Source organism: Shewanella sp. GutCb (genome assembly GCF_002836135.1).
Taxonomy (GTDB): Bacteria; Pseudomonadota; Gammaproteobacteria; order Enterobacterales; family Shewanellaceae; genus Shewanella.
Genome location: NZ_PJBL01000026.1, coordinates 88,187 through 113,103, shown reverse-complemented (window position 1 = coordinate 113,103; position 24,917 = coordinate 88,187). Strand labels below are relative to the sequence as shown.

The window sequence follows — 24,917 nt, the reverse complement described above, 5'->3', positions numbered from 1 at the left end:
AGGCGAGTTATGCGTGATTTAAAGCGTTTTCGCAAACCATTAACCCTCGTTAAGGCGAAGGTTCAATCAGGTGCCATCCTTGTTATGTTTACTATCGGAATTTTTGCAATCGCAGCCTTTGCAGCGCTTGCATTAGATGGTGGACATATGCTTCTAAGCAAAGGTCGACTGCAAAACGCTGTAGATGCTGCTGCATTGAGTGCCGCTAAAGATCTTCAGAATGGTGCTACGCTTTATGAAGCAAGACAAGCTGCTTATGACATCTTAATTCAAAATTTGAATTTTAATGAAAATGGTGAATTGAGGTCTGCAGCATCTTTAACCTCACCAGACTTTAATGATACTCAAGTTACTGCTCTTTTACAGATAGAGTTCTCTGCTTTACCTGACCCATTTTCTCCAACGTTAGCAGAGGGAAGTGAATACGTGAGAGTTAAAGTTGAGAATGTTCCTCTATCAAACTTTTTAGCCGATATACTAAATTTCAACAAAAAAATTAGAGCTTCAGCTGTTGCCGGACGTAGTCAGGATTTGGCGTGTGTAAACAAAGTGGTGCCGTTGTTAGTTTGTGGAGATCCCGGTAAAACAGCTGAACAGAATTATGGCTTGGCGCCTGGTTTACACGTAATGAAAGTCGGCTCTGGAGCCCCCAGTGCAAATGGTGCTGGTAACTTTCAACTTATAAGTTTAAATGGTGACCGTGGCGGAAGTGATCTTCGCGACGCTTTTTCTGGTACATATTCACCGGATCAATGTGTAGGTGCAGGTATTACCGCAACAACTAAAACGGGTAATACCGTAGGGCCAGCCGCACAGGGTATGAATACAAGGTTTGGAGAGTGGGGGCAGGCTGGGACTAACAATGAAGATAATCCTCGAGACACAAATATTTGTGAAGGTACTCCCGTAACGATTGGAGAGGCTCAGGCTGAACTGGATGGAGTACCTGTTGTCGATGATAAAGGTAAAGCCGTAATGGAGACAGTAATTACTGATTCAGATGGTGCCTATCGCTGGTCTCATTATGATAGTGATAACCGTTCGGCAACACCTCAGTCCTGCGCGACAACTACAGACATTAATGCAATTGCCGGTCGAAGGGAGCTCGAAGTTGTTGTTGGTGTTTGTGATCCAAATGAAAATGGCTCATATGATATAGATATTATCGGTACAGCTTGTTTTTTCCTTACCCAACAAGTCGGTGGTAATGGTCAAAGCTCCTATATTGTAGGTGAGTTTTTGAGTATTTGTCACAATACGGGGACCGCATCGTTGGATCCCGACTATATCGGAGATAGCTCGACGATCGTTTTATATTGGGATCCAGATAGTCCAGACTCTTAAGGCCTACATATGATGAAACACACTCAATACCTAAAACAAAATGGGGTTGCCGCGGTTGAATTTACCCTGCTTATCCCCATGTTTCTACTGCTGATATTTATCACTGCTGAATTAGGACGTGGGATTTACCAATATAGTCAGCTTACAAGAATGATTAGAGATGCCGGTCGACATCTATCTCAAACGATTATAACGACAGCAAACGGGATCCCAGCAACGCTCAATGACGCCAATTGTGACGGGTGTATATCAGATACCAAAAACTTATTGGTTTATGGCGCGAGTACTGGGAGCAATGCATTGTTATCAGGAATAGATATTACTAATATCAACATTGCAGAAATACCTGCCGATAGCGGGATTATGGTGATTACAGTAGATTACGATTGGACCCCTATATTTTTCGAGAAGTTATCTGGATTTGGCTTAGGTGACGGGCTAGATTTGAGTTTTAACCTAACCTCTAAATATGCGGTGAGGGCTATATGAGACGTATTCGCGGAATATACGCGATTGAATTTTCTATCGTTGCTAGCATTTTTTTTATTTTGTTATTTAGCGCAATTGAAGTGGGACGCTTGCTTTATACCTATAATGTGCTTCATGAAGCAACACGAAGAGCCGCAAGGATAGCTGTTGTATGCTTAATTACCGATGATACTAGAATTTTAGGTCTTTTTAATGGAGCCTTGTTAGTTCCTAATTTGGGAATTGATAATCTAGAAATTAGGTATTTAGATATTGACGGTACCGATTCAATCGACTTTACTTACGGCAGTGATATTAAGTTGGTAAGAGCAGAGATAAAAAATTATCAACATCAGTTTATCGTACCAGGCCTATCTATAACGCTTAACTCGCCAACTTTTGCATCAACTCTTCCAAGAGAGAGCTTGGGGGTTTTTAAAGGAGGTACAACAACCTGTGGATGATTTTTATATTAAATAAATTAATAATTAAGTAATTTCTGACTATAGTAAATACAGGTTCATTTTATTTAGGGTGTAGAGGAGTTAAATGGATAATCCGTTGGAATTGTGTATTACTAGTATTAATGATGAGCCTAAATTAGCTATGCCTATGTCGCTGCCTTTTCCCGTAAAAGCAATAGTTACAAGTAATGGCGATAATACGCTGGATTGTTTAACCACATGTCTTAATCAGATTGAACGGTTTACTTGGACTACGAGTTCATATATAGAAACTTATCTAGGTAAAGAACAAAGTACTATCAATTTAGTACTATTACTCCTTCCAAACGATGAATTAGAAGCAAAAAGTGCACTTGCTTATGCTTCTAATTTTGAAGCTGATATTATCTTAATAGGTCAGGACACTCCGCCACATATTTTGCGTTTAGCATTTCAATATAATGTTAGCGATTTTATTCCTATTGATGCTACCGCAGAAGAGCTTTTTGGTTCTATCGAAAAAGTATCTAACCGTTTAATTGAAGAAGCGGATCTTGCGCCAGTACTAGCAGTCGTAAATGGAAAGTCCGGTTCTGGTGCGAGTTTTATATCAGCAAGTTTAGCTGATGTTGCATCTCAAAGAGAAGGCTTCGGTGTCTGTTTGCTTGATACCGATCTTCATCATGGTTCTTTAGCCCACATTTTGGGTATGAAAGCTAATTATTCGATATGTGATGCACTTTGGTCACTAGAAGAGTTAGATGAAGTGGCACTAAAAAGTACAATGACGACTAAGAATAATTTGAATTTGATGGCTTCTAAACCTTTTGAGTTATTAAGTTTAGACAGGGAGGTAGATCTAACTAGAACGATAGATTTAGTAAGAAAGTGTCGACAGTTTCATAAGCAAGTTATTCTTGATTTTTCTCGTGGGCCAGAGCATTGGAATGGTGAACTTTTACTTGATGCTAAAGTTTTAGTTGTTACGCAACAAAATATTATGCACCTACGTCAAACTAAAGATTTGATACAGCATTTGACCATTAATATGGGGATTAGCCCAGATAAAATAAGCCTTGTAGTAAACCGTTACGACAAACAGTCAAATATAAAATTGGCCGATATTAAACAAGCTGTAGGCATTAATTCAATTTTTACCATTGTTAATGATTACAAATTATCGAGTGAATGCGTCGAATTAGGTAAGTCTATTACTGAAATAGCAAGTAAACAGAAGATGTTACAGGATATTCAATATCTAGTAACTGAGTTAATGCCGCTTGAAAATGATGAAAGTAAAAAGAAAGCGGGTTTTTGGGGGCGATTATTAGGAAAGTGATATGGATATTCACCAACAGCACAGCAAAGATTCTTCAGCATTTCAGCCGTTGAGCCAAGAAGAACAAGATATAAAGATTCAATTATATGACAAATTACTTAGCGTTATGGATTTGTCACTCATTGAGACCGTTTCAAAGGACCAAGCAAAAAATCAAATTAGCCAGATCTGTGAAAAAATCCTATCGGATCTACATTTACCGATTAATCTTTCGTCTAGAAAACGTTTAGTAAAGCTAATTATTGACGAGGTTCTAGGTTTAGGGCCTTTGGAGATCTTGCTTGCTGATCCAACGATATCTGACATATTAGTCAATTCATACGATAGGGTTTATGTAGAGCGCAAAGGAAAACTACAATCTGTTAACATTAAGTTTCATAGTAACGCTCATTTGCTAAATATTATCGACAGAATAGTCTCTAGTGTCGGTAGACGTATTGATGAGTCTTCACCTATGGTAGATGCTCGTTTAGCCGATGGGTCTCGTGTTAACGCTATTATCCCTCCTCTTGCATTAGATGGTCCTTCCCTTTCGATACGCCGCTTTGCTGTAGATAAACTAAATGCTGAGCAGCTTATAAAAGGTGGATCTGTTACCGAACCTATGATTGAGCTGTTAAAAGCAAGTGTTAAAGGCAAGCTCAATATCCTCGTTTCCGGAGGTACAGGTAGTGGCAAAACTACGTTACTCAATATGCTGTCTGGTTACATCCCTTCAGATGAAAGAATCGTCACAATTGAGGACTCTGCTGAATTACAACTGCAACAGCCTCATACCGTTAGATTAGAAACTCGACCACAGAACATTGAAGGTAAAGGGGAGGTATCTCAACGAGATCTAGTTAAAAACTGTTTAAGGATGCGTCCAGATAGAATTGTGATTGGTGAAGTTCGTGGTGGCGAAGCGCTTGATATGTTGACTGCGATGAATACCGGTCACGAAGGCTCGCTTACAACACTGCACGCTAATAGCCCGAGAGATGCTTTAGGCCGACTTGAATATATGGTGTGTATGGCTGGGTTTGATATGCCAGTTAGTAATATTCGTACCCAGGTTGCATCAGCTATTGACCTTGTTGTTCAATTGGAGCGACAAGAAGATGGTGGTCGCCGAGTAACGAGTATTCAAGAGATCAATGGTATGGAAGGCGACATTATTACAATGTCAGAGATATTTCGATTCAGTCGTTCGGGTATCGATGAGGATGGACATATTATTGGCCAGTTTGAGGCTACCGGTGTGATACCAGGTTTCCATACAAAACTGATGCAACATGGTATTGAGCTACCGTATCACTTATTTAATTGTGGCGACCCATTTGCTGAATTTTGAGGTATAGCTTATGTTTTCAAATGAAGTTATTTTTCTTGGTTTGATTTTTATTGCGGTAATTTTTTTATCGCAAGCCCTTTTCTTGCCTGTGTACAGTCCTCAAAGGGCGAATACAGCTCTAGTTAGGAAAAGACTGAAAAAGCTTTCTCAAGAGTCCGGAGATGTTACCTACGAAACTTCACTTTTAAGAAAAAGTCGTTTAGGGAAGTTGGGACCTATTGGTCGATCTTTAGAGAACTTTCAATTTATCGAGAGTCTCAGTTATCGGTTGGAACTCGCTGATTATAAAATGATGGGACACCAATTTCTTGCCTTAGCACTCATGGTGGCTACTGCATTTACGATTTTTGTTTGGTTATATCTCTCAGAGCCATTAGCGGGTATTTTTGCGTTCGGATTAACGTTATACCTATTCAATTTTAAGTTAAATCGTGATACCGCGAAACGTATGGACAAAATTGAAGAAAGCTTTCCTGATGCATTAGATGTTTTAAGGCGCGCATTACAAGCGGGTTACTCATTTTCTGACGCGATTAAGTTAGTTACTGAAGAGATGGAAGGACCTCTTGCAAAAGAGTTTAGCTTGATGTTTGCCAATATTAATTACAGTAAAGATACTAAAAGAGCGATCTTAGGCTTTATTGAAAGAGTTCCAAGTGTTTCTGCGATGGCTTTTGCTAGTGCCGTTATGGTTCAAAAAGAAACGGGCGGTAACTTAGCTGAAAATATCCATAATCTCGCGAGAGTTATTCGTCTTAGATTTACTTTTAGGCGTAGGGTTCGAACACTATCAGCAGAAGGGCGTTTATCTGCTTGGATCCTTATTCTGTTACCTTTTGTTTTGTTTGCAGTTATATACCTACAAACGCCAGGATATGTTGGAGAGCTTACAGGGACTGAGGAAGGACATAAATTGTTAATTTGGGGTGCCATTGGTATGTTCATTGGTGGTTTTTGGATCAGTAAACTGATAAGGATAGATATGTGATATGGACTTCTTAATTGGTTTACTCGGTCAGTTTTTTGATGACCCACAACATGTTAAATGGGCGGTTTATGTTGTGGCTGGTGTTGCTGGCGTTACATTAGCCATAGCGATTTCATATCTTATTAGCGGCATATATTCCCCGTTTAGAAAGCGTTTAAAATCACTTAATCTGGGGGGGACGGTACAAGAAACTAATAATGGTTCCGGTACTCTTGAACATGGTTTGGGGGAAATGGCAAAGAAACCTTTTTTAAATTTTTCTAATCTCGAAACAAGGAGATTGCTAATACATGCAGGCTTTCACTCAGAAAATGCATTAGCGGTATTTAATGCATCTCGATTATTGCTCATTTTACTCGGAGCCATTATTGCTGTTGTTGTTTTAAATTTGTTTCCAAAGATTGCAGGCATTTGGATTGTTTACATATTTTGTTTATGTATTGGAGGAGCGTTTGTTTTACCCTCAATGATTTTGCAATCATTGGCTAATAGAAGAATGCGTCGATTACGAGTTGGTTTCCCCGATGCATTAGATTTATTAGTTGTATGCTGCGAAGCAGGCCTAGGCTTGATGGCTGCTTTACAACGCGTAGCAAAGGAGCTTGCTTTTAGCCATCCAAATTTGGCCAGTGAACTTGATTTAGTCTGTAGTAAGGTAAGGGCAGGTTTGACGATTAAAGTCGCCTTACAGGAGTTTACCGAAAGAACAGGCTTGGATGATATAAAAGGCCTTAATTCTGCTATTTCACAAAGCATGCGCTTAGGTACGGGCATCGCCGAGACGCTTAGAGTATTTTCTGACGAGTATCGAGATAAGCGTTTGCAAGCTGCTGAAGAGCAAGCCGCAAAATTGGCGGTAAAGATGATATTTCCAATGATGTGTTGTATCTGGCCCTCGTTCTTTATTGTGGCTGTGGGACCTGCGGTGTTAAAAGTGATGAAAGTATGGGGTCAAGCGTTTTAATGTATTGGCAGCTACAGAAAAAACTAAAAATAAGGAATGGATGATGCTAACTATGAAATCTACGCTAAAGCTATTATTTGCAATCTTTTTCTTTGCGATAGTAAGTGCTTGTTCTTCCACAACCCCAGACGAGCCGTTAGCGATTAAAGCACCAGATAGACAAGATCTTCTTGATGCTGGTGCCTTGTCGTCAATAACCTCTGATTTTGAAGCTCCTAAAACTGAAGAAGAGGCACTTAAGAAAGCTAGGAATGAAGAGCAATCAGGTAATTTGGAAAAAGCGCTTTATGCGTATATTCAAGCATTAGATTTTAATGCCGAAAATGCCAACACTTTTTATCATATCGGCAGGATCCATACGATGCGAGGGAATGCTGATATCGCTTTTAAAGCCTATAATGAAGCCCTTACACTCGATCCTAATTTAGTGATGGTACATGCAGACTTGGGTGTTGTAAGCATGGATAAACGTCAATATAGAGAGGCAAGAGTCCATTTAGAAAAAGCGATAGAGCTCGATCAAAAGAGATTGGCAACAATAGGCACAAGTCGACTAATTGGCGAATTGTACGTACCCGATAGAGAGTCTCCTGCAAGAGTATACAATGCGATTGCTATTCTTGATGATGTACAAAATAATCACCAAAAAGCGCGAGAGTACTTCCGACTATTAATAGAACTACAACCTCATTCTGCCATTCTCATTTCCAATTTGGGTTACTCCTACTACTTAACGGGTGATCTCACTACGGCTGAAAAATACTTAAGGCAAGCGATAGGAGAAGATCAAGCTTTTGATAGGGCTTGGACAAATTTGGGTCTAGTTTACGTTAGAAAGGGCTTGTATAAACGTGCACTAGCAACCTTTGAACAAGCGATGGAGCCTGCTGATGCACTCAATGATCTAGGCTACTTTTTGATGCTTGAAGGAAATTACGAGAAAGCAATTGAGCTATTTGAAAGAGCTATCGACACCTCACCAAGCTACTTTGAACAAGCGCAAAAAAACTTGAAAAGAGCCAGAGCTGAACTTTCTGATGAATTTAGGCATGCTTCATACTAATTAAACAGCCACAGACGTGGAGTGTTAGTGGCTGTTTAATACATGGCATGCCATCAGTCGGTTAACTTAGGCCTGCTCTAACTCTAGTTGCATTAACATCATATCTTCACCGTCTAAAACTTCAGTATGGGTACTTTGGCAATGGCTACAAACGATGTTTCTTTGGTCATGTATCGATTCGTTGTTACACGATAAACAGCTTATGACGAGTGGCTGTATATTCATTTCGAGGGTCGCTTCTGCGCATATACCTTCCAACTTAAACGTTTCAAAAGCAGTTTTTAGCAGGCTGGGTTCTACACCACTTAAGATCCCCAGTTTAATACTGACCCGAGTCACCTTATTAGCATCATTTTGCTGCGCAAACTTTTCACACTCTTCGATCAGTGCTGTGACTATAGAATATTCGTGCACTAACAGATCCTCGGTAGAAGTTCGCCCTGGGGGACGTCTAAAAATCGGCGACTACCCCATGGAGTATTCAATATCACTTTACCCGGTTTTATTTGATTTACATGGCCAATAAGCGCGGCTTGTTCGCAATGGCAGAAAGTCTTCATTACTTCTAGTGTTGCCGCGACAGAGGTTTGAGGTACTGCGAGAATAAAGGTGCCTTCATTGGCTAAATCAAAAGGCTCAAAACCGTATAACTCACATAAGCCAGACACCTCACTGCTCACTGGTATCGCTGATTCGTTCACCTCTATACCAACATCTGACGCAGATGCCCACTCATTTAGCACTGCGGATAAACCACCACGCGTGGCATCTCTCATGGCATGGATCTCTATATTGGCGGCAATTAGCTGCTCCACAATTGGCCAAAGGCTAGCGCAATCGCTGGTGAGATCCGATTCGAGTGCAAGGCCTTCGCGAGCCATTAAAATAGCGGCGCCATGACGACCTATATCTCTGGAGACGATAATGGCATCTCCGTCTTGTAGATTTTTAACCGAGATTTCATTATTAATAATTCGGCCAACACCTGAGGTATTGATAAAAAGGCCATCTGCACAGCCTCTCGGTACCACCTTAGTATCTCCACAAACAATACGGGCACCTGAACGTTTAAGCTCGTTCGCCATGCTGGTTACAATGACCTTAAGATCATCAATGGCAAAGCCCTCTTCGATGATAAAACTGCTGCTTAAAAATTGTGGTTCAGCCCCCATCATCGCTAAATCGTTAACGGTTCCTGCAATGGCAAGTTTGCCTATATCTCCACCCGCAAAAAAAAGGGGGGCAACGGTAAAGGAGTCAGTTGTAAAAGCCGTATATCCACTAAAATGCAGTCGAGCTGCATCTTCTTCACTTCTAAGGATAGGGTTGTCAAAGGCTTTGAAAAATATATCTTTAATCAGACGGTTCATCTCTTTACCGCCACCGCCATGACTTAGCTGAACGGTTTTATTGGCTTTTAAATGACTCATTCAGTAACTCCGTTATAACGAAAATGTGCATTACAAGCACCTTCAGAGCTGACCATACAACTGCCCAAAGGTGTTTCCGGGGTGCAACCACGGCCAAAAACTTTGCAATCTTTGGGTTTTGATAAACCACGTAAAATATCACCACACTGGCAAGCTTTATGATCGTCTATTTCAATATTTGGTAGTTGCTCTTTATATACCTGTTCAGCATCTCGGTGACGATATTCATCGCGGAGCATTAGAGCTGAATCAGCAATGGGACCAAGTCCGCGCCATCGGAAACTGGGTCTAATGATCATGTATTTGTTGATCAGTGCTTGAGCGGTTAGATTACCTTGTTCTGACACTGCACGGCTATATTGGTTTTCGAGCAATGCGATGGCTTTAACCTTTTGCTTAGCAATCATTAAGATCGATTCCATTACATCAACGGGCTCAAAACCGGATATAACCAATGGGGTATTATAGGTTTTAACTGCTGAGCGATATACCTTGGCGCCACTGATCACACTGACATGCGCAGGGCCGATAAAGGCGTTAACTTTAACATTTGGGTCTGCCATGACAGCATCGATCGCCGGTGGGACCAGTACATGGTTGATATGAAAAAGCAGGTTGGAAATATGACGTTTTTCTGCTTGCTCTAACAGCACTGCCGTCATTGGGGTTGAGGTTTCGAATCCAATAGCAAAGAAAATGACTGTTTTATCCGGATTGTCAGTGGCTATAGTAAGACAGTCTAGTGGATCGTAAATGGGTCGAATATCGCAGCCGCTGGCTCTGAACTGAGCAAGGTTGCCGTTGGAACCGGGCACTCGGATCATGTCACCGAGTGTAATAAGAATAGTATCGGGTAAGCTTGCTAACGCCGTAGCATGGTCAATACGCTCTTTTGGCATAATACATACGGGGCAACCAGGGCCATGAATAAATTCAATATTGCCTGGCAACAATTGATTTAAACCGTATTTCATTATGGTGTGGGTATGTCCGCCGCACACTTCCATAATATTGATTTGGCCCGGATATTTTGCCGCCGTGATGGCTATTTGTTTTGCCAGCGACTTAATCACCTCCGGATCTCTAAATCCTTGGTAGAGCTCGTTTAAAGAGAGCATTATGATACGTTCTCCTCTTGCTCTAGTTTCTCTACGATCTCTTGATATAACGCGAGGCTTTCGAGTGCGTCAGCCTTATCTATCTTATTCATGACAAAACCAATGTGAATAAGGACATAGTCACCCAGCACCAGTGGTTCACTCATCAAATGGCTACTGACTTTACGTTTAACGCCCATGGTATCGACAGTGACAGATTCTTGCCCTGCATGTAATTCAACGACCTGCGATGGGATTGATAAACACATTAGGCGTTACCTCCCATATGCTTCGCTATCCAGTCGGCAACGTTGCGTAGTGATTGAGTGTCTTTAATCGAAACCTCAATAAGCTCAACATTGGGGTTAAGCTTTTTAAGCTGGGCTTTTGATTCTTCAATACTGAAATCAAAATGGGGTAGTAAGTCACACTTAGTGATTAAAACTACATCTGCACGACGGAACATTACCGGGTACTTTTCGATTTTATCATCGCCTTCTGGCACCGATAACAACACAATATTTTTATGCGTGCCAACATCATAGCTAGCAGGGCAGACTAAGTTACCTACGTTTTCGATAAAGCAGATATCGAGTGGCTCCAGATCAATATGGTGCAATGCACTATGAACCATAAAGGCATCTAAATGGCATGCAGAGCCGGTTTGGATCTGGAAGGCTTCGATCCCTTTTGCTGTTAATCTATCGGCATCTCTCGATGTTTCAAGATCGCCTTCAATAACAGCATATTTCAAATCCATGTGCAGGTGTAAATGTTCAAGCAGTGTTGTTTTACCACTGCCTGGGCTACTCATGATATTAAACGCAGTCACTGACTTGGCTTCAAAGTGTTCGCGGTTATGTTGTGCTTCTATGTCGTTTTTATCTAGAATCTTATGGATCAAAGACAAGGTTTTTTTGTCATTTAACTGCGGGTTAGTCGCTATGTTTTGATCTTTTTTTGAATGAGAATGGCTCGGGTTTAAAGAGTGATCATGACGGGTAATTGAACAGCCACAGTCTTGGCACATAGGTAACTCCGTATTATTAGTTATATCTCATTGTCGGCCATCTTTAATGGCGTAGCATTGATGTAAATCAGTTTTAGCGGCATCGAAAGGTGATACTGCTCATGTTTGTTAGAGGGTGTTATGGATAGCGTACCAAGCTTGGCCTAAGGCTATGCCTGCATCATTAATAGGTACCCGACCACTTGGTATTAGCTTATTACCTTGTATTTGAAGTGATTTTTCACAGTGCTCAGAAAGGTAGCGATTTTGAAACACCCCGCCAGTTAACACTATGGGGTACTGAGGATAGTGTTTCGCAACGTCACAGATGGCTTTCGCAAGAGTGTCCATAAATGCTTTCGCAATTAAGGCTGTTCTTGCCTGAGTTAACGGTTGGCTTATCACTGCATCAAGGATTTGTTTGATAAGCGCAGTTGAGTCCCATTGATTGTCAGTTGATAATGTCATGTCAAAAATAATGCTTTCTGAGTCACTATCGACCGCTTTATTACTTGCCAGAGATGCTGCATGAGTAATATCAATACTTTTGATTGATTGTATGCAAACGGCTTGGTTTGCGGCGGTTTCGAGCAGTATTCCGGCTTGCCCTTCGTATTGCGTTTTATCAATAAGGTTCAGTAACACTGCAACGACGTCGAACAAACGACCGATGGAGCTTGTGCTTTTAGCTGCGGGTGTTGTTTGCCATACCTTATTTAAATTGGACAAGGTAATAGTGGATAATTTTCCTATAGCAGGTATTGCAAAGTGATTTATCTGTTGCAGTGAATATTTTTCAAGCAATATAGACAAAAGCAACCTAATGGGTTGTTTAATGGCTTGTTCACCACCAATTAATTTGAAGGGTTTTAGATAAGCAATGCGGTGATAACAGTGCGCATCGGCGATCAATGCTTCGCCACCCCAGAGGGTGTTATCGGTACCGAGTCCAGTTCCATCAAAAGCAAACGCTAAGACTTGTTGTGTTGATTTGTTTTCAGCAAGCACACTTAATACGTGAGCATAATGGTGCTGGACTGCAGTTCTTTTTATGCCTGTTAATGATTCGCCCCAGCGGCTAGTAAAATAGTCAGGATGAAGATCATGTACTAGCCGCTCAGCTTTAAAACGATATAGTCTTGAGAATGTCTCTAGCGTGTCATGAAAATAGCTTTCAGCCTCTATAGAGACAAGATCGCCAATATGTGGACTTAAGAAAACATTATGCTCAAAGCCAAAGCAAACGGTATTCTTTTGCTGTGCACCTAAACCCAATGTGGGTGAGGTTATCCGCTTAGGACTGTAAATTGATAGTGGGGCATAGCCACGAGCGAGTCTAATAACTTGTAATCTATGGTTTATCACCTGTACGACACTGTCATCGCAGCCGTTTAAAATGGGACGGTTGTGGTCCAAGATGTAATCAACAACGTGGCCAAGCTTAAACGCTATATCTGCGCTATCGGTAATGATAGGTTCGCCGGATAGATTGGCACTCGTCATCACTAGCGGTAAGTCGACTTGTTGCAGCAATAAGTGATGCAAAGGAGTATAGGGCAAAAATACTCCCAGCCTATCGATATCAGGGGCCACCAACTTACTTATCGTTAAGGTTGGCTGGAGCTTTTTTCTCATTACAACAATAGGCCGTTCATTACTTGCTAAAGTGAGCCACTCGGTTTCATTTCCTTCAACAAGCTGCTTAGCAACCCAAATATCTTTAACCATTATCGCTAATGGTTTGGCTGGTCTGTGCTTACGCGCCCGTAACGCCTCTAGGCTGTGTTGATTGCTTGCATCACAAACTAGATGAAATCCGCCTAATCCCTTTATGGCAACGATATTTCCCGCTTTAAGCGCTGCAACGGTTTGCTCTAGAGCATCTTTGTGGCCGTTGTGATGGCTTAAGTCTGGTTTTTTAAAGGTCAGTAGGGGACCGCAATCTGGGCAACTTACAGGCTGTGCATGATAACGTCTGTTTAACGGATTTTGGTACTCGCTTTCGCAGGCTGAGCACATGTCGAAATGTGCCATAGAGGTATTTTTACGATCGTAAGGTAAGGTATTGATAATCGAATATCTTGGCCCACAATTAGTGCAGTTGGTGAACGGGTATCTAAAATAGCGACTCTGTGGATTTGTAATATCGGCAATACAATCATCACAGCTACATTTATCCGGCGATACTGCAACGACGGCATTAGTCGTATGCTTGCTATGGATAATACAAAATGGCTCTGTAACTTCCACAGGCGGTAGAACAGTCATTAAGATGTTATCGATTCGGGCGAGTGGCGGTGGCGATTGGATGAGTAATGTTTTAAATTGATCGATCACATCTTCACTGGCCTGAGCCTCAATCGTAACGCCTTCACTATTATTAAGGACACTTCCAGTCAATTTTAGTTCATGGGCTAATCGGTAGATGAAAGGCCGAAACCCGACACCCTGTACGATGCCGGTGATCTTAATAAGTACCCGTTTAATAGACTGGGTCATTAATGTCTACGCTGTTTTAAAAACAGTGATCCTACTGCGATATTTACACCCTCTAAATCCATCTGTTGATTGGGGTTAAGGGTAAAGTTTTTACCTAAGCGCAATGAGATCCTTTTTCCCAACAACTCATTATTAAAAGAACTGCCTGCTAATGCGACCGATTTAATACAGATGTTTTGATCTAAATGCTCAATCCAGTTACAGATGAAATCGGCGAGCGAATCGTGCATGCCAAACGCGAGCTTTTCAATATTGCCATCTTCTGCCAACCTAAAACTGATAATGCTGCCCAGTGTTTTGCACCAGTTTAGACTGCGAAATGCTTCGCCTCGTGTGAGAGGAAAGTCGACTCTTGGTGCATTGCTGCCTTTGTGTCGCATAGCACTGGCGATAACAAAATCACTTAGCTGGACTTTGTTTAACGTTATATTTTCATTTGTTGTGGCGGCGCCGAGTAAAACGGCCGCTATCGCCCACAAAGACTGAATATTGTTTGTCGGTGCCGTCAGTTTTAACTCGAGTAATGCTAAATAGTCTTCTGGGTGTTGCTGTTTAAATTTATCAAACAAGTTCTTTTGCGGTGACGAATCGATTTGATGGACGATGTCATAGCCATTATCAGGTAACGTTGGAAACTCAAAAAACAGTTCTAATTTTTGTTTAGAATCCATGGTTACAATACGACTTTTATTGGTATCGCTTAAGTAGAGTACAGCGCAGTTTTTTGCCTTTTTCACCCCCAGATTGGCTGCATGTAGTGCACAAGTTGCTGCTTCATGCAGTTCTTGAATCGATGCGAGCTCTATATCTGTAGACTGCGGAGAAGTTAGCGTACTCACTTCAATATGATCTTTCACCCAGTGCACGTCATATTGTCCAAGATGTACATCATCATGTAGTGGGGTCTTATCTGAGTGATAAGTTTTATGGCCTGTTTCTTTAAGAGGAACCCATAGCGCGTTAACTAAAGCGAGCTGTGGGTTATCGGTGCGACTAATATAGATCCAATCCACACCACGCTGACGTAACAGTTCGCAAATGACTAATAATAATCTCGAATTAGCGAAACAAAGAGAGTAAAGCGGGTCTGTTAGCCTGGGGTGGTTATCAATTGCTCTGCTACAAATCAGTGGTTTTTCGATGCTTGATAATGCGAGAACTTGCTGCTCTGTGACCACAAAGTGTGCATTGAGGTTGTTAGGGTTGCAGATCACTAGTTTTTGCCGCTCACTGTTCCCGAATGCATTATTGGGCTTATAGCTAAGCTGTACTATCTGTTTGCCATCAACGACTGGCAGATCAACATAGCCTTTAGTTTCAAGGTTATCAACCAGCACCTTGACTGCTTTTAGATCGATAGCCTTATGTTGTTCGTTAACGCGCTTTTCTGCTTGGCAACAAGGACAAACATAGTCCAGTTGGCCAAAATACCCGGCTTGATTATCACCAAATTGTGGCTGACAGTGCTGGCAGTACTCTTGTAACAGTGGTGTATGCTGCAACAGTTTATGATTACCTATGGGAGCTTCAATAAGCGAGATATTGGGCTTTATCAGCCATGATGAGATCAAAAAATCTTCTGCTATGGCATCAGCAAGTTGTTCTAATTCTGATTGTTCACCTTTAGCTTCAATAAAATAGCGGTTGCCCGTTTGCCCGATCGTGACATCGTATTGGTCGTTTAGTAAGTATTGATTGCAGAGGTGGCCATAAAAGGGCACCTCGCGCTGACAGTCAAATTCAAATCTAATATTCTTCATCTGATATTAGGCCCCGTTTGTATGAGTCTGGGATAAGAGCGTTGATATCGATGTTTGCCCGTCGGGTGTGTGAAAAGCCCAATTGTTCAAAGTGATTCATTAAGGTGCGCTCCATTAAAGGCACCGCGGCTTGAATTTGCGGCGTTAAGCCGAGAGTCATAGGTTCAAGCACGGTGGGAGTCACACCAAGAACAAAAGTTTTTGGCCTGTCGCCGACCATTTCCATCATAATCAAGGTTTGAAGCATCTCAACTTCGTGAGCACTGCCTTGCCAATCAATTTCAGCGGGAGCGTTATCGAAGTCGAAGAAATAAACCTCTCCGGGTTCGACGCCATTGGCATTAACGGTATCAACCACCAGTAAATAGTCATATTGGCATAACGTGGGAATAAGTCCCTGAGCGAGAGTGCCACCATCAATTAGATCAAGTTGATGTTCTGGATGGTGGAAAAGGTAATTTTCTTGGATATAATTGACGAAATGTACGCCGATACCTTCATCGGCGTACAGGACATTGCCAATACCAAGTAGCAATATCTTCATGTTTTCCTTTTATTTCTTTTTATGATAATCATAACCAGAGACAATAGAGTCCACTGAATTGTGCTTAAAGCGGATCCCAGTCCAAACAGCCATGTAGACGTGGATAACGACAAAAATAATAAAGACCCAAGTAAAGTAGTGGTGCCATATTCTGACCGGTGCTAATCCCCCCATCATCATGGTGATCCAACTAGCCACTCCACCAAGCATTCCTCCCAGTCCTTGATGATATACATTGGCATATAACACTAGGCCCGTAACGCAGATCAGCAAGGCAACTAATGAAATTGCAAGGTAAGTCACAAATTGCAGTGGCCCGTAGACTCCGGCTTTGTCTAAATGTCCCATCCAAAGGTAAGACTTTAGCTGGGTGATCCAACTTTTAGGGCTTAATACATCTTTAAATGAACGTCTTTCGTTATCACTTTTACCAAAAAAGAACAGATAGGCTCTCACCAATGTAATGGAAACCAGAAGGAAACCAAAAACTTGGTGGGCGGCGCGAATATAGCCTTGTACCAACACATCCGAACTTTCTGGTGCGACCAAAAATGGCCAGGAAATGTAGAATCCTGTAATGATAAGGATCAGAATGGCTAATGCTCTTAACCAATGAAATATCCTTATCGCCGCACCAAAAACAAGTTGTCTTTGGTAGGGTGCTGATTGAATTTTCATGCTTACCCCCTTTACTAAAACCCGTTGGGATTGACTTTAAACGCACCTAAATCAGTACCCTTGAAATCCATAACGTGCACTGCACAAGCCATACAAGGGTCCAATGAGTGGATAATACGGATGACCTCTAATGGCTTGGTTGGGTCTTCAAGTTTTAACCCAATCAAAGATGCCTCATAAGGTCCCATGTTACCGTTCACATCCACAGGTCCAGCATTCCATGTGGTTGGCACCACAGCTTGATAATTCTCAACTTTGCCTCCCTTTATTCGGATCCAATGACTTAGCATGCCGCGTGGCGCTTCAATCATAGAGTGACCGACGTATTCTTTATTCGGATCAATTTCAGGCTTAGTATAAGTAGACTCATCGGACTGCATGTTAGTGAGTAAAGCATCAAAGGTTTTCAGGCTTTCTTCAGCAACAATCACCGTCTGCAGCATACGACCAGCAGTGCGGCCTAGAGTGGTAAATAGCGCCTCAATCGGCAGACCCGTTTCGCTGAGTAATCCATTTACAGCGTCAACCACCACTTGATTGCCGCGAGCATAGTTCACCAACAAGCAGGCGAGTGGGCCAACTTCAACTGGCTCACCTTGGTAACGAGGTGATTTAACCCAGCTGTATTTACCATCACCATTAACGGTAGGCAGCTTGCCGTAAACCGTGTCTCTTTCTACAAAACCTGTGTAATCTGGTACGGTAGTGCCATCGTAAGGGTGCTGTGGTCCATCGGCTTTGTACCAGGCATGGGTAACATCTTCTTTGATTAAATCAGGGTTTAAATCGCTCACTCCTGCTAGATCACCATTCATGATCACGCCTTGGTTGAACATGTACTGCCCGTCACCCAATAAGAAGTCATCTGTGGCTAAGAAGTTCTTTACGTTGACGCCACCGAGTACGCTTGGCTCACTACCAAACGCTTCTGCTGCCATCACTATGTCTGCTTTATATGCGCGAATAATAAAATCATTTACGATGGCGTGTTTTTGTTTCCACTCTTGTAGACGTGCCGGGCTTAACATGTCACGAACTGACGTTACGCCACCAACAACAATGGACTGTGGATGGGGTGATTTACCACCAAATATGGCTAGCATCTCTGCCGCAACACGCTGTACTTCAAGTGCTTTGAGGTAATGAGATAGCGCAATAAGATTTTGCTCAGGGGTAAACTTGTAAGTACCGTTGCCCCAATATGCGTTAGCGAATGGGCCCAGCTTACCGGTCTCTACTAAGCCTTTTACTCGCTCTTGCACTGCTCTTAAGTCACCTTCACCGGCATTAATTGGCTTATCAGTGTATTTGAGCGCAACTTGAGCGGCTAAAGCTGGATCTGCACTTAAAGCTGAGACGACATCAACCCAGTCCAAACCGTGAAGATGGTAGAAATGCACAATGTGATCATGCATATAAAGTGAAGCCTGCATCAAGCTACGTAGATATTTAGCATTTAACGGAATTTTCACGCCTAACGCATTCTCTACGGCTTCTGTACCACAGCGGTAGTGGGAATAGGTACACACACCACAAATACGCTGTACGATTAAGCCAACGTCCATTGGCGTGCGACCTTTTAGAATCACTTCGATACCGCGCCAAAGCGTAGAAGATGACCATGCTTTTTGAATAACATTATTCTCATCAACCTCAACCTCAATCCGCAAGTGACCTTCAATTCGAGTGATAGGATCGATTACTACACGTTTACTCATGATTCTTCCTCTTCAGATTTGGCAAAGACACTGGCGACGGCATGTGCACCAATACCGACAGCTGTGGCGCCTAATATGACGGCACCTATCGTATCTGTCGTGGCGTCTAAGCCGTGTAGTAACTGTCTACCCAATGGTTTTTCAAAGTCAGCCATCTCATCCCAAAAATTGGGCTCTGAGCAGCCCATACATCCATGGCCTGCTAATACTGGCCAGCTGGTATGGTGGTTAAATCGCTCAGTTGGGCAGTTGTTGTAGGTGTAGGGACCTTTACAGCCGACTTTATATAAGCAGTAACCGTCTTTGGCCCCTTGATCGCCAAACTCTTCTACGAATTCACCGGCATCGAAACGCCCACGTCGTTCGCAGTTGTCATGTACACGCGCGCCATAAGCCCATTTAGGACGGTTAAACATATCTAACGCAGGAAGTTTGCCGAACATAATGAAATACATCAGCGTGCCGACAATGTTTTTCTCACTTGGGGGACAGCCGCCGAGGTTGATAACAGGCTTATCAACTACCTCATAAACGCCTTTAGCGCCGGTTGGGTTTGGTGATGCAGCTTGTACGCCACCAAATGCCGCACATGTACCCACAGATATTATTGCTGCAGCGCCTGCTGCTGCCTCTTTAACAATATGCAGCCCAGTATGGCCTTTACAACCAACAGTAAGGTAAGCACCGTTATTCGCGGTGGGTACAGCACCTTCAACAGCAAGTAAATAGTTGCCTTTATAGGCTTCTAATGCGTGCTCTAGGTTCTCTTCAGCCTGCCAACCAGCGGCGGCCATCAATGTTTCATGGTACTCAAGAGAAACATGGTCAAAAATTAGCGCATCAAGATTAGGGGTATCGGTGCGAATAAGGGATTCTGAACAACCTGTGCATTCAGCCAAATGTAACCAGATCAGCGGCACGCGGTTTGCCAGTTCTGCAGCTTCAGCAACCAAGGTGCTAAACGGCAAGGGAAGGGCCAGCATGGCAGCAACAGATGCGGTCCATTTCATAAAATCACGGCGGCTAATGCCATTTTGCAACATCTTTTCTTGGAGCGTTTCACCGTGACGAGGTTGTAATTGGCGCAGCTGCTCCATTCGCGTCACACCTTGCTGATAAAGGGCTTCGTGTGTATCCATGGTTATACCTATTATTATGGGTAAGGAATTTGCTCTACGAAGACAGTCTATGCCTCAAAAAGCCCCCGAATATTGATGTGCGTCAAGCTTTATAGGGGTTTGGCGGGCTAGGTAAAATGTAAGGTTTACTCCCTTGAGCTAGATCATTTATTTATTGCGGTAAAGGACAATTTGTCTATGCTGTAAAATAAGTGTGATAGAGGTCGCTTTTATGTTGGATATTATGCGATAGTTGACTTAACAGATTGTTTTTTATGCTGATAAGCTGATTTTAGTATCATCGCATTGAAGCGGTGTAAGATCGTAATATATAGGGAGTTATTATGGGTGAGAGAATGTTTTTAGCATTTGTTGCTGGGATAGTAATGTTATTTAAATGGGTTGCACTGGCGATTGGGCCTGTACTTGCGATGGGTATAGTGGCGCTGATGATAAGTGATTTCCAAGATAAGATAGTCCCGTCGGTGATTATAAGTTGTTTGAGTTTGGGTTTAGTCATGGGCATTGTACTTGCTGAGTATGTCAGACGCCGTTTTGGTATTATTAAGTTTGATGGCAAACTATATGCGCACAAAGAGATTGATGGCCTGCAGTCGATGACACGCAAAGCGGGCGAGTATTAGTATAAACGTTAGAATTAAAGTTAATACAGCCTAGACGCCTATATAGCAATGAGATAAAGAAGTTAGGTAGTGTGTCAGTTTGATGACTTAATTGACTTGGCGACAGATACAAAAAAGCCTCTAATTTAGTTAGAGGCTTTTTTAGTTAAGCAATTTAAATCTACATTAAGAATTAGTTAATACTAATCGTTAGAAGCTAGCTGATTTAGGTGCTCTTGGGAATGGGATCACGTCACGGATGTTAGCCACGCCAGTAACATAAGAGACTAGGCGTTCAAAACCTAATCCGAAACCTGCGTGTGGCACAGTGCCATAACGACGTAGGTCACGATACCACCAATAATCTTCTTGGCTTAGTTCCATCCCTGCAAGACGTGCATCAAGAACGTCTAAACGCTCTTCACGTTGAGCGCCACCGATGATCTCACCAATACCAGGTGCTAATACATCCATCGCTGCCACTGTTTTACCATCGTCGTTCAAACGCATATAGAATGCTTTGATATCTTTAGGGTAGTTTTTAACAACAACAGGGGCTTTGAAGTGTTCTTCGGCTAGATAGCGTTCATGCTCTGAATGCAGATCGATTCCCCATTCAACGTCGTACTCAAACTTCTTACCAGACGCTTTAAGAATTTCGATAGCATCGGTGTAATCAATTTGAGCAAAGTCACTGGTGACGAATGCTTCTAAACGCTCGATAGCGGTTTTTTCAACACGTTGTGCAAAGAACTCAAGATCATCTCTGCGCTCTGCTAGTACCGCTCTAAAGCAGTACTTCAACATATCTTCAGCAAGTTTTGCGACATCGTCTAGATCGGCAAAAGCAACTTCAGGCTCAACCATCCAAAATTCAGCAAGGTGACGACTGGTATTTGAATTTTCAGCACGGAATGTAGGACCAAAGGTATAAACCTTAGATAGCGCGCACGCGTATGTCTCTGCATTCAACTGACCCGATACGGTTAAGAAAGATTCTTTACCGAAAAAGTCTTCGCTGTAATCAACGGCGCCTTTATCGTCACGGGGTAGGTTTTCGAGATCCAAAGTTGAAACTCGGAACATCTCACCAGCACCTTCAGCGTCAGAGGCGGTAATTAAGGGAGTAGAAACCCAAATATAACCTTGTTCGTGATAAAAACGGTGAATCGCTTGCGATAAACAGTTACGCACACGTGCCACGGCACCAATGATATTGGTACGCGGACGTAAATGCGCTAGCTCACGTAGATGTTCAATAGAGTGGCGTTTAGCTGCCATCGGATAAGTGTCTGGATCTTCTACCCAGCCAGCAACCTCAACGTGGGTCACTTGCATTTCGAAGGCTTGGCCCTTACCCGGTGATTCAACAACTTCACCGGTCATAATGACAGAACAACCCGCAGTAAGCTTTAACACTTCGTTGTCGTAATTCTCTAAATTATTCGGTACTACGCCCTGAATAGGGTCGAAACATGAACCGTCATAAATAGCGAGGAATGAGATCCCAGCTTTAGAATCGCGGCGGGATCTAACCCAGCCACGTACTGTGATTTGCGAACCAATCGCAAAGTCACCTTTAAATACAGAAGCGACAGATGTAATGCTCATTGTTGCTTAGCTCTCCAACGAAACGTTTTAAATAAAAATTTGGACGTTTATATTACCTTGATACACGCTTTTCTCAAGTGGAAAGTAAGGTAAGTTGGTCAGGATCTTGTTATTGTTTCAAAAAGATGGCGAAAACTACGGATAGTATCGATGAAAAGGCTCAGGTTTTTCCAATATTTGCTGACAACCTTGTCTGTCGTGGGTTGGTCATTAGCGGTTTATGCATTGATTTTGTTTGATGGTGCAAGACCTGATACCGCTGTGGGGTATCTTAAAAGTAAGGGCGTTGAAATTCAGTTTGAATGGGATCCCGTACAAACGGTGTTACTAGCCGATATCGTTTGGTGGTGCGCATTCGTGAGTTTTATTAACTTAGGCTTCAATTATTATATTGCCAAGCACAGTCGTCTTGGCTGGTGGGTGAATATTCCTTTGCTATTTTTATGCTCATTATCGGCAGGGCTCTATATTCGCTTTGTGGTGTAACTCAGTGTGCAATCAAAACACTTTCTCATACCCATCACATTAAATTTCAGCCAATACATAAACGGTTAAGTGTGTTAATCAAAGATGCATTGATGGGTTAAGGGCGAGTGTCTTGCCAATTACAGGCATTAATAAGCAGAGTGTTTAGGTGTTTCCCGTAGAAGACAAAGCAGCGAACGTTGAGTTTACCCATTTAGATAGGATAACGAATAACCTAGAGTGGATGCATCGGGTATAACGAATTCGGATAGGGGTTAAGGTTAAGTATCGGTGTGGGAGATAAGCCTGCACAGTTGATCAATCATCGCTGCCGTGGCGCCCCATATAAAATAGGATTTGTAAGGGATAAAGTGAACTGGGTATTTAATCCCATTGCGGCTAAAGTACTGCGTGTGTCTATTATCATTATTCAATAGAAATGACAGCGGAATGGTAAATAGCTCATCGACCTCACCAGGATCAATAATGGGCGTAAATGGCTGTTTTACAATGCTTACCACTGGTGTTATATCAAAACCAGTAAATGTTTTATGGTCGTGCAATAAGCCAATGACATCAACATTGTCAATAAACAGTCCGATCTCCTCTTCTGCCTCACGTAAAGCAGTAGCTTCTAAACTCGTATCAAACTTTTCTACTTTGCCACCAGGAAAACTGATCTGTCCAGGATGTGCTCGCAGATGGGTAGGTCGACGGGTAAGAATAAGCTCGAGTTCACCGTGATTAAAACTCAGAGCAATGAGCACGGCAGCCTTACGAAAAGGTTTAGTGAGTGCAAACTGATGAGAAGCCGGTAAATGATGTGACTGCGGCAAAGAGTGGAGATTAAATTTGAGTCTAAACTCCACTAAATCCATATCATTAGGCCTCTTGATTAATCCGAGATAGCACCGGCAGGATCTTACTCACCTTATCGAAACTTTCTTGATATTCAGCATCCACTTTAGAGTCTGCAACTATGCCGCCTCCCGCCCAACAATACAGAATGTTATCCTGTTTGGGACTAATATCCCTACTTTGCTGTTGCGCGACTAAAGTTCGAATGGTGATACTGGTGTCCATATTTCCATTTTGGCTAATATAACCAATAGATCCACAGTAAAGACTTCTTCGTGATGGTTCAAGTTCTTCAATGATCGCCATTGCGCGTATTTTAGGGGCGCCCGTAATAGAGCCTCCAGGAAAGCAGGATTTCAAAAGGTCACTAGCGTCTAAAGTTGGTTTTAATGTCGCAGTTACCGTACTCACAAGATGATGCACTGCCGGAAAACTTTCTATGTCAAATAGCTTAGGCACATTAACGGAGCCAGCAGTGGCAACTTTACCAATATCATTCCTGAGTAAATCAACAATCATTAAGTTTTCAGCGCGATCTTTTTCAGATGTGGCTAACAGCGAAGCCATTTGCTTATCTATCCGAGGATCGCTATCTCTTGGCATCGTGCCTTTTATCGGCTTAGTTTGGATTTGGTCAGCTTGCAAGGAAACAAAGCGTTCGGGCGATATCGATAACACAGCATGCTGAGGCAATCTAATAAACGCGGAGAAGGGCGCGGCATTACTTTGTCTAAGTGCTAAATACGCTTGCCATTCATCACCTTCATATTGGGTGCTAAATCGTTGTGTCAGGTTTATTTGATAACAATCGCCGTTATGAAGGTACTGCTGTATTTGCTTAAACTTGTCACTATAAGCTGTAGCATCAATTTGATTTTGCCAATCCCGGGTTAATCTAAAAGGCGTTTTACTCACAGATGTAAAATCGACCGTTTTACCTACGCGTGGTTCTGATGCGATAAGATTTGCCTGAGCAAGTAAGCCATCCAGTGCGGTTTTTGTTGCCTCTAATGCGAGTTGGCTTTGATAATGCACTAGAGTCCACTGCCGTTGTTCATAGTTAAACACCAGCGCCCAATCATAGAAGCCGACATTCATCACCGGCAGTGAGATATCATCTAAGGCTATAGTGGGGATTTTCTCGATCTTACGGGCTAAGTCATAACTAAAACTGCCCATGGCGCCCCCTGAAAAGGGTAACAAGCTGTTTTTATGAATGGGAAATAGTTCAGACAAGGTGGTTTTTAACAGGCTAAAAGGCTCGCCTTCGTGTTGTTCAATGTAATGCGATGATGATAATTGATCGCTTGCAAGCGCGAATAAAGGTGCTCTATTTGCTGATTTTGTTATTTGGGTAGAGCTTTTGCTGCTGACCAATGTCGCAATGGGGCTGGCGCAGATCACATCGAACTTCGCGTCAACGTGATCAGCGTCAGCTGAATCGAGTAAAATGGCCCAAGGTGAATCTGAAAACAGGCCGAAAAGTGTTTCTGTGGTTAAATTCCAATCAAGACGCATCGAAAATACGGATTTAGGCGCCAATTTGTTCATCTATTAACCCTATC

Annotated in this window: 24 protein-coding genes; 10 read left to right on the top strand and 14 right to left on the bottom strand. The window is 42.4% G+C overall.

Annotation, left to right across the window (positions count from 1 at the left end):
- The first annotated feature begins 9 nt into the window (after positions 1-9).
- From CXF86_RS15895 to CXF86_RS15860, 8 genes are all read left to right on the top strand, one after another.
- The gene (locus tag CXF86_RS15895) at positions 10-1,344 is read left to right on the top strand and encodes a pilus assembly protein TadG-related protein (protein WP_102039476.1); all 1,335 of its coding nucleotides are present in this window, start codon (positions 10-12) and stop codon (positions 1,342-1,344) included.
- A 9-nt stretch (positions 1,345-1,353) separates the two neighbouring features.
- Positions 1,354-1,833 carry a TadE/TadG family type IV pilus assembly protein gene (locus tag CXF86_RS15890; protein ID WP_257985388.1) on the top strand — a complete coding sequence of 160 codons (480 nt, stop codon included), beginning with the start codon at positions 1,354-1,356 and terminating at the stop codon, positions 1,831-1,833.
- The gene (locus CXF86_RS15885; protein WP_102039475.1) at positions 1,830-2,276 is read left to right on the top strand and encodes a TadE/TadG family type IV pilus assembly protein; all 447 of its coding nucleotides are present in this window, start codon (positions 1,830-1,832) and stop codon (positions 2,274-2,276) included. The genes CXF86_RS15890 and CXF86_RS15885 overlap by 4 nt, the downstream gene beginning before the upstream one ends.
- A gap of 85 nt (positions 2,277-2,361) precedes the next feature.
- Positions 2,362-3,594: a CpaE/TadZ family protein gene (locus tag CXF86_RS15880; protein WP_102039474.1), complete on the top strand. Its 1,233-nt coding sequence runs from the start codon at positions 2,362-2,364 to the stop codon at positions 3,592-3,594.
- A 1-nt stretch (position 3,595) separates the two neighbouring features.
- Positions 3,596-4,927: a TadA family conjugal transfer-associated ATPase gene (locus CXF86_RS15875; RefSeq protein WP_102039473.1), complete on the top strand. Its 1,332-nt coding sequence runs from the start codon at positions 3,596-3,598 to the stop codon at positions 4,925-4,927.
- A gap of 10 nt (positions 4,928-4,937) precedes the next feature.
- Positions 4,938-5,915, top strand: a complete 978-nt coding sequence (locus CXF86_RS15870) for a type II secretion system F family protein (RefSeq protein ID WP_102039472.1) — start codon at positions 4,938-4,940, stop codon at positions 5,913-5,915.
- Between the two features lies 1 nt (position 5,916).
- Positions 5,917-6,879, top strand: coding sequence for a type II secretion system F family protein (locus CXF86_RS15865; protein WP_102039471.1), 963 nt, complete (start codon positions 5,917-5,919; stop codon positions 6,877-6,879).
- A gap of 43 nt (positions 6,880-6,922) precedes the next feature.
- A complete protein-coding gene (locus tag CXF86_RS15860) occupies positions 6,923-7,942 on the top strand; it encodes a tetratricopeptide repeat protein (protein ID WP_102039470.1) in 1,020 nt (339 codons plus the stop codon).
- Between the two features lie 66 nt (positions 7,943-8,008).
- On the opposite strand, the gene hypA is transcribed toward CXF86_RS15860, so the two are convergent.
- The 11 genes from hypA to hyaA all read right to left on the bottom strand — a co-directional run bounded on the left by hypA (position 8,009) and on the right by hyaA (position 19,816).
- Entirely contained in the window at positions 8,009-8,356 is a 348-nt protein-coding gene (gene hypA / locus CXF86_RS15855) for a hydrogenase maturation nickel metallochaperone HypA (protein WP_102039469.1), read from the bottom strand.
- Positions 8,356-9,372, bottom strand: a complete 1,017-nt coding sequence (hypE, locus tag CXF86_RS15850; protein ID WP_101089088.1) for a hydrogenase expression/formation protein HypE — start codon at positions 9,370-9,372, stop codon at positions 8,356-8,358. Before hypE ends, hypA begins: the two co-directional genes overlap by 1 nt.
- Entirely contained in the window at positions 9,369-10,490 is a 1,122-nt protein-coding gene (hypD, locus tag CXF86_RS15845; protein WP_102039468.1) for a hydrogenase formation protein HypD, read from the bottom strand. The genes hypE and hypD overlap by 4 nt, the downstream gene beginning before the upstream one ends.
- Positions 10,490-10,738: a HypC/HybG/HupF family hydrogenase formation chaperone gene (locus CXF86_RS15840; protein ID WP_102039467.1), complete on the bottom strand. Its 249-nt coding sequence runs from the start codon at positions 10,736-10,738 to the stop codon at positions 10,490-10,492. The genes hypD and CXF86_RS15840 overlap by 1 nt, the downstream gene beginning before the upstream one ends.
- Positions 10,738-11,499, bottom strand: a complete 762-nt coding sequence (hypB, locus tag CXF86_RS15835; protein WP_102039466.1) for a hydrogenase nickel incorporation protein HypB — start codon at positions 11,497-11,499, stop codon at positions 10,738-10,740. The genes CXF86_RS15840 and hypB overlap by 1 nt, the downstream gene beginning before the upstream one ends.
- 108 nt (positions 11,500-11,607) lie before the next feature.
- The gene (hypF, locus tag CXF86_RS15830; RefSeq protein WP_102039465.1) at positions 11,608-13,977 is read right to left on the bottom strand and encodes a carbamoyltransferase HypF; all 2,370 of its coding nucleotides are present in this window, start codon (positions 13,975-13,977) and stop codon (positions 11,608-11,610) included.
- Positions 13,977-15,737, bottom strand: a complete 1,761-nt coding sequence (locus CXF86_RS15825; protein WP_102039464.1) for a Kae1-like domain-containing protein — start codon at positions 15,735-15,737, stop codon at positions 13,977-13,979. The genes hypF and CXF86_RS15825 overlap by 1 nt, the downstream gene beginning before the upstream one ends.
- Positions 15,724-16,281 (bottom strand): HyaD/HybD family hydrogenase maturation endopeptidase, encoded by a 558-nt coding sequence (locus CXF86_RS15820; protein WP_102039463.1) that lies wholly within the window; start codon positions 16,279-16,281, stop codon positions 15,724-15,726. The genes CXF86_RS15825 and CXF86_RS15820 overlap by 14 nt, the downstream gene beginning before the upstream one ends.
- Before the next feature lie 9 nt (positions 16,282-16,290).
- The gene (gene cybH / locus CXF86_RS15815; protein ID WP_101089095.1) at positions 16,291-16,959 is read right to left on the bottom strand and encodes a Ni/Fe-hydrogenase, b-type cytochrome subunit; all 669 of its coding nucleotides are present in this window, start codon (positions 16,957-16,959) and stop codon (positions 16,291-16,293) included.
- Positions 16,960-16,973: 14 nt separating this feature from the next.
- Positions 16,974-18,677 (bottom strand): nickel-dependent hydrogenase large subunit, encoded by a 1,704-nt coding sequence (gene hyaB, locus CXF86_RS15810; RefSeq protein WP_101089096.1) that lies wholly within the window; start codon positions 18,675-18,677, stop codon positions 16,974-16,976.
- Positions 18,674-19,816, bottom strand: a complete 1,143-nt coding sequence (gene hyaA, locus CXF86_RS15805) for a nickel-dependent hydrogenase small subunit (protein WP_101089097.1) — start codon at positions 19,814-19,816, stop codon at positions 18,674-18,676. Before hyaA ends, hyaB begins: the two co-directional genes overlap by 4 nt.
- 323 nt (positions 19,817-20,139) lie before the next feature.
- Between hyaA and CXF86_RS15800 the strand changes: the two genes are divergently transcribed.
- The gene (locus CXF86_RS15800; RefSeq protein ID WP_102039462.1) at positions 20,140-20,439 is read left to right on the top strand and encodes a hypothetical protein; all 300 of its coding nucleotides are present in this window, start codon (positions 20,140-20,142) and stop codon (positions 20,437-20,439) included.
- Positions 20,440-20,628: 189 nt separating this feature from the next.
- Here CXF86_RS15800 and asnS read toward each other — a convergent pair whose 3' ends face one another.
- On the bottom strand, positions 20,629-22,029 hold the full coding sequence (asnS, locus tag CXF86_RS15795) for an asparagine--tRNA ligase (protein ID WP_101089098.1): 1,401 nt from the start codon (positions 22,027-22,029) through the stop codon (positions 20,629-20,631).
- Between the two features lie 150 nt (positions 22,030-22,179).
- Here asnS and CXF86_RS15790 point away from each other — a divergent pair, with 150 nt between their 5' ends.
- Positions 22,180-22,515 carry a hypothetical protein gene (locus CXF86_RS15790; RefSeq protein ID WP_101089099.1) on the top strand — a complete coding sequence of 112 codons (336 nt, stop codon included), beginning with the start codon at positions 22,180-22,182 and terminating at the stop codon, positions 22,513-22,515.
- Positions 22,516-22,775: 260 nt separating this feature from the next.
- On the opposite strand, the gene CXF86_RS15785 is transcribed toward CXF86_RS15790, so the two are convergent.
- Positions 22,776-23,372, bottom strand: a complete 597-nt coding sequence (locus CXF86_RS15785) for a CoA pyrophosphatase (protein WP_102039461.1) — start codon at positions 23,370-23,372, stop codon at positions 22,776-22,778.
- A gap of 4 nt (positions 23,373-23,376) precedes the next feature.
- The gene (gene pabB, locus CXF86_RS15780; protein WP_102039460.1) at positions 23,377-24,903 is read right to left on the bottom strand and encodes an aminodeoxychorismate synthase component I; all 1,527 of its coding nucleotides are present in this window, start codon (positions 24,901-24,903) and stop codon (positions 23,377-23,379) included.
- Positions 24,904-24,917 lie beyond the last annotated feature (14 nt).

Excerpts from the sequence above, each read along its gene's own strand:
- CXF86_RS15895 (WP_102039476.1), top strand. The coding sequence starts at position 10 with ATGCGTGATTTAAAGCGTTTTCGCAAACCATTAACCCTCGTTAAGGCG.
- CXF86_RS15890 (WP_257985388.1), top strand. The coding sequence starts at position 1,354 with ATGATGAAACACACTCAATACCTAAAACAAAATGGGGTTGCCGCGGTT.
- CXF86_RS15885 (WP_102039475.1), top strand. The coding sequence starts at position 1,830 with ATGAGACGTATTCGCGGAATATACGCGATTGAATTTTCTATCGTTGCT.
- CXF86_RS15880 (WP_102039474.1), top strand. The coding sequence starts at position 2,362 with ATGGATAATCCGTTGGAATTGTGTATTACTAGTATTAATGATGAGCCT.
- CXF86_RS15875 (WP_102039473.1), top strand. The coding sequence starts at position 3,596 with ATGGATATTCACCAACAGCACAGCAAAGATTCTTCAGCATTTCAGCCG.
- CXF86_RS15870 (WP_102039472.1), top strand. The coding sequence starts at position 4,938 with ATGTTTTCAAATGAAGTTATTTTTCTTGGTTTGATTTTTATTGCGGTA.
- CXF86_RS15865 (WP_102039471.1), top strand. The coding sequence starts at position 5,917 with ATGGACTTCTTAATTGGTTTACTCGGTCAGTTTTTTGATGACCCACAA.
- CXF86_RS15860 (WP_102039470.1), top strand. The coding sequence starts at position 6,923 with ATGCTAACTATGAAATCTACGCTAAAGCTATTATTTGCAATCTTTTTC.
- hypE (WP_101089088.1), bottom strand. The coding sequence starts at position 9,372 with ATGAGTCATTTAAAAGCCAATAAAACCGTTCAGCTAAGTCATGGCGGT.
- hypD (WP_102039468.1), bottom strand. The coding sequence starts at position 10,490 with ATGCTCTCTTTAAACGAGCTCTACCAAGGATTTAGAGATCCGGAGGTG.
- CXF86_RS15840 (WP_102039467.1), bottom strand. The coding sequence starts at position 10,738 with ATGTGTTTATCAATCCCATCGCAGGTCGTTGAATTACATGCAGGGCAA.
- hypB (WP_102039466.1), bottom strand. The coding sequence starts at position 11,499 with ATGTGCCAAGACTGTGGCTGTTCAATTACCCGTCATGATCACTCTTTA.
- hypF (WP_102039465.1), bottom strand. The coding sequence starts at position 13,977 with ATGACCCAGTCTATTAAACGGGTACTTATTAAGATCACCGGCATCGTA.
- CXF86_RS15825 (WP_102039464.1), bottom strand. The coding sequence starts at position 15,737 with ATGAAGAATATTAGATTTGAATTTGACTGTCAGCGCGAGGTGCCCTTT.
- CXF86_RS15820 (WP_102039463.1), bottom strand. The coding sequence starts at position 16,281 with ATGAAGATATTGCTACTTGGTATTGGCAATGTCCTGTACGCCGATGAA.
- cybH (WP_101089095.1), bottom strand. The coding sequence starts at position 16,959 with ATGAAAATTCAATCAGCACCCTACCAAAGACAACTTGTTTTTGGTGCG.
- hyaB (WP_101089096.1), bottom strand. The coding sequence starts at position 18,677 with ATGAGTAAACGTGTAGTAATCGATCCTATCACTCGAATTGAAGGTCAC.
- hyaA (WP_101089097.1), bottom strand. The coding sequence starts at position 19,816 with ATGGATACACACGAAGCCCTTTATCAGCAAGGTGTGACGCGAATGGAG.
- CXF86_RS15800 (WP_102039462.1), top strand. The coding sequence starts at position 20,140 with ATGGGTGAGAGAATGTTTTTAGCATTTGTTGCTGGGATAGTAATGTTA.
- asnS (WP_101089098.1), bottom strand. The coding sequence starts at position 22,029 with ATGAGCATTACATCTGTCGCTTCTGTATTTAAAGGTGACTTTGCGATT.
- CXF86_RS15790 (WP_101089099.1), top strand. The coding sequence starts at position 22,180 with ATGAAAAGGCTCAGGTTTTTCCAATATTTGCTGACAACCTTGTCTGTC.
- CXF86_RS15785 (WP_102039461.1), bottom strand. The coding sequence starts at position 23,372 with ATGGATTTAGTGGAGTTTAGACTCAAATTTAATCTCCACTCTTTGCCG.
- pabB (WP_102039460.1), bottom strand. The coding sequence starts at position 24,903 with ATGAACAAATTGGCGCCTAAATCCGTATTTTCGATGCGTCTTGATTGG.